The organism is Rhodococcus mengyinensis, from assembly GCF_048381435.1.
In the GTDB taxonomy this organism is placed as follows: domain Bacteria; phylum Actinomycetota; class Actinomycetes; order Mycobacteriales; family Mycobacteriaceae; genus Rhodococcus_F; species Rhodococcus_F opacus_D.
Genome location: NZ_JBLWIT010000007.1, coordinates 1 through 4,481, shown reverse-complemented (window position 1 = coordinate 4,481; position 4,481 = coordinate 1). Strand labels below are relative to the sequence as shown.

Genomic DNA, 4,481 nt, shown 5'->3' with positions numbered 1-4,481 from the left:
ATCGGTGTGGCGGAGTTGGAGTGCTTGACTCCGGTGGTGGGTGGGGTGTCGGTGTCGGAGGTGTCGTTGCCGGAGTTGTTGGCGGCGTCGGTGGTTGCGGATCCGGGTGCGGTGGCGGTGGTGTGTGGGGATCGTCGGTTGACGTATCGGGAGTTGGATGAGGCGTCGAATCGGTTGGCGCGGGTGTTGTTGGGGGCGGGGGTGGGTGCGGAGTCGGTGGTGGCTGTGGCGGTGGCGCGGTCAGTCGAGTCGGTGTTGTCGGTGTGGGCGGTGGCGAAGACGGGGGCGGCGTTTTTGCCGGTGGATCCGCAGTATCCGGTGGGGCGTGTGGAGCACATGCTGACGGATTCGGGTGTGGTGGTGGGGGTGACGGTCTCGAAGGTGCGGGATCGGTTGCCGGGTTCGGTGCGGTGGGTGGTGCTCGATGATGTGGCGGTTGTGTCGCGGTTGTCGTCGGTGTCGGCGGGGGTGGTGACGGATGTGGATCGGGGTGCGCGGGTGCGGGTGGGGCAGGCGGCGTATGTGATTTATACGTCGGGGTCGACGGGTGTGCCGAAGGGTGTGGTGGTGACGCATCGGGGGTTGGCGAATGTGGTGGCTGCGCAGCGTTCGGGTTTCGGGGTGTGTGCGGGTGCTCGGGTGTTGCATTGTGCGTCACCGAGTTTCGATGCGTCGGTGTTCGAGTTGGTGTGGGCGTTGGGGTTGGGTGCGCGGTTGGTGGTGGTTCCGCCGACGGTTTACGGTGGGGAGGAGTTGGCGCGGATTCTGGTGGGGGAGTCGGTGACGCATGCGGTGTTGACGCCGACGGCGTTGTCGTCGGTTGATCCGGTGGGGTTGGGGGCGTTGGGTGCTTTGGTGGTGGCGGGTGAGGCGTGCCCGCCGGAGTTGGTTGCGCGGTGGGCTGCGGGTCGGCGGATGTTCAATGCGTATGGGCCGACGGAGGCGACGATCATGTCGAATGTCAGTGGTGGTTTGGTGGTGGGGGAGTCGGTGACGGTGGGTGGTCCGGTTCGTGGGTTCGGTGAGTTGGTGTTGGATGGGCGGTTGCGGCCGGTGCCGTTCGGGGCGGCGGGGGAGTTGTATTTGTCGGGTCCGGCGCTGGCGCGGGGGTATCGGAACCGGTCGGGGTTGACGGCGGGGCGGTTCGTTGCGGATCCGTTCGGTGGGCCGGGGGATCGGATGTATCGGACGGGGGATGTGGTGCGGTGGCGGCGTTCGGAGGGTGGGCCGGTGCTCGAGTATGTGGGTCGCTCGGATTTTCAGGTGAAGATTCGTGGTTTCCGCGTCGAACTCGGCGAAATCGACGCCGCGCTGACACGGCATCCCCGCGTCGGATTCGCCGTGACACTCGGCCGCACCGCCCCGTCCGGGGACACCGTCCTGGTGTCGTACGTCCTGCCGTCCGGTGACGACGAACCCGACGTCGCCGAACTGACCGACCATGTGCGCGGCTTCGTGCCCGCCCACATGGTGCCCGCGACCATCGTCATCCTCGACGAGCTGCCCCTCACCCCGGTGGGCAAGCTGGACCGGCAAGCATTGCCGGCCCCGGATTTCGCGATCGTCCGCACCGTGTTCCGCGCGTCGACCAGTACGGCCGAGCACACCGTGGCAGACGTCTTCGCCGAGGTGCTCGGACTCGACCGGGCCGGGCTCGACGACAACTTCTTCGACCTGGGCGGAAACTCGCTGAGCGCGACCCGCGCCGTCGCCCGCATCAACTCCGCGCTGGGCGTCGCCTTGGGGGTCCGGGAGCTGTTCGAGGCGCCGACGGTGGCGGAACTCGCCGCCCGTGCCGCTACCGCGGATCGCAGCACTGCGGCGCGTCCCGCCCTCACGGCGGCCCCGCGCCCGGACCGGGTGCCGCTGTCCCTCGCACAGCAGCGGATGTGGATCGTCAACCAGGTCGACACGGCCTCGCCCGCCTACAACGTTCCGATCGCGCTGCGCCTGACCGGCGAACTCGACATCGAAGCTCTGCGCGCCGCGTTCGGCGACGTCGTCGAACGACACGAGCCGCTCCGCACCGTCTACCCCGGCTCTGCAGACGGCCCGCATCAGGTGGTGCTGCCCGCGGACCGGGTGACCCTCGACCTCACCCCGGTCACCGTGTCCGACGAGGCGGCGCTGCGCAGTGAGCTGGTGCCCCTCGCGTCGGCCGAGTTCAACGTGAGCCGCGACGTCCCGATGCGCATTGCGGTGCTGCAGATCGGTCCGGACGAACACGTGGTGGCTCTCGTGTTGCACCATATCGCGGCGGACGGATCGTCGATGGCGCCGCTCGCTCGCGACGTGATGGTTGCGTACACCGCGCGTACACACGGACGTCCCCCCGGGTGGGCGCCGATGCCGGTGCAGTACGCGGACTTCGCGCTGTGGCAGCGCCGCACCCTGGGCAGCGACACCGACCCGGACTCGCTGCTTTCGGCGCAGCTGGACTACTGGCGCCGGACCCTCGACGGGATGCCCGAGCTGCTCGAGCTGCCGACCGACCGGCGGCGCCCGCTGCAGCGGTCCGCACACGGCGCCACCGTGCCGTTCGCGATCGGTGCGGACCTCCACAAGAAGCTGTCCGACCTCGCCCGGGACCACGATTCGACGCTGTTCATGGTCGCGCACGCCGCACTCGCCGTCCTGCTCGGCCGGCTGAGCGGCGAGACGGACCTCGCGGTGGGAACGCCCGTCGCCGGTCGCGGCGACGCGGCACTGGACGAAATGGTCGGCATGTTCGTCAACACCGTGGTGCTGCGGACCCGGGTCGCGCCCGAGAGCTCCTTCACCGACCTGGTGGCGCACGTCCGCGAGACCGACCTCGGGGCATTCGGGCACGCGGAGGTGCCGTTCGACCGGGTGGTGCAGGCGGTCGACCCGGTCCGTTCGACCGCGCACACCCCGCTGTTCCAGGTGCTGCTCGAGTTCCAGAACACCGAGAAGAGCCGCCTCGAACTGCCCGGGCTCATCGTCGAGGTCGTCGACGCCGGTGTCGAGGTCGCCAAATGCGATCTGTGCCTGACCCTGAGTGAGAACGTCGACGAAACCGGCGAACCTGCCGGAATGTCCGCCGCATTCGGTTTCGCCACCGACATCCTGGACGCGAGCACCGTGCGCGGGTTCGCGGACCAGTTCGTCCGCATCCTCGACGCGGTCACGGCGTCGCCCGACCGTCCGATCGGCGACATCGGTGTGGCGGAGTTGGAGTGCTTGACTCCGGTGGTGGGTGGGGTGTCGGTGTCGGAGGTGTCGTTGCCGGAGTTGTTGGCGGCGTCGGTGGTTGCGGATCCGGGTGCGGTGGCGGTGGTGTGTGGGGATCGTCGGTTGACGTATCGGGAGTTGGATGAGGCGTCGAATCGGTTGGCGCGGGTGTTGTTGGGGGCGGGGGTGGGTGCGGAGTCGGTGGTGGCTGTGGCGGTGGCGCGGTCAGTCGAGTCGGTGTTGTCGGTGTGGGCGGTGGCGAAGACGGGGGCGGCGTTTTTGCCGGTGGATCCGCAGTATCCGGTGGGGCGTGTGGAGCACATGCTGACGGATTCGGGTGTGGTGGTGGGGGTGACGGTCTCGAAGGTGCGGGATCGGTTGCCGGGTTCGGTGCGGTGGGTGGTGCTCGATGATGTGGCGGTTGTGTCGCGGTTGTCGTCGGTGTCGGCGGGGGTGGTGACGGATGTGGATCGGGGTGCGCGGGTGCGGGTGGGGCAGGCGGCGTATGTGATTTATACGTCGGGGTCGACGGGTGTGCCGAAGGGTGTGGTGGTGACGCATCGGGGGTTGGCGAATGTGGTGGCTGCGCAGCGTTCGGGTTTCGGGGTGTGTGCGGGTGCTCGGGTGTTGCATTGTGCGTCACCGAGTTTCGATGCGTCGGTGTTCGAGTTGGTGTGGGCGTTGGGGTTGGGTGCGCGGTTGGTGGTGGTTCCGCCGACGGTTTACGGTGGGGAGGAGTTGGCGCGGATTCTGGTGGGGGAGTCGGTGACGCATGCGGTGTTGACGCCGACGGCGTTGTCGTCGGTTGATCCGGTGGGGTTGGGGGCGTTGGGTGCTTTGGTGGTGGCGGGTGAGGCGTGCCCGCCGGAGTTGGTTGCGCGGTGGGCTGCGGGTCGGCGGATGTTCAATGCGTATGGGCCGACGGAGGCGACGATCATGTCGAATGTCAGTGGTGGTTTGGTGGTGGGGGAGTCGGTGACGGTGGGTGGTCCGGTTCGTGGGTTCGGTGAGTTGGTGTTGGATGGGCGGTTGCGGCCGGTGCCGTTCGGGGCGGCGGGGGAGTTGTATTTGTCGGGTCCGGCGCTGGCGCGGGGGTATCGGAACCGGTCGGGGTTGACGGCGGGGCGGTTCGTTGCGGATCCGTTCGGTGGGCCGGGGGATCGGATGTATCGGACGGGGGATGTGGTGCGGTGGCGGCGTTCGGAGGGTGGGCCGGTGCTCGAGTATGTGGGTCGCTCGGATTTTCAGGTGAAGATTCGTGGTTTCCGCGTCGAACTCGGCGAAATCGA

At 68.4% G+C, this 4,481-nt stretch carries 1 protein-coding gene; it reads left to right on the top strand.

Annotated elements, in window-relative coordinates; all coding sequences use genetic code 11:
• Positions 1-6: 6 nt before the first annotated feature.
• On the top strand, positions 7-4,481 hold a 4,475-nt coding region (locus ACNJ7E_RS00340), incomplete at its 3' end, for an amino acid adenylation domain-containing protein (RefSeq protein WP_418338720.1).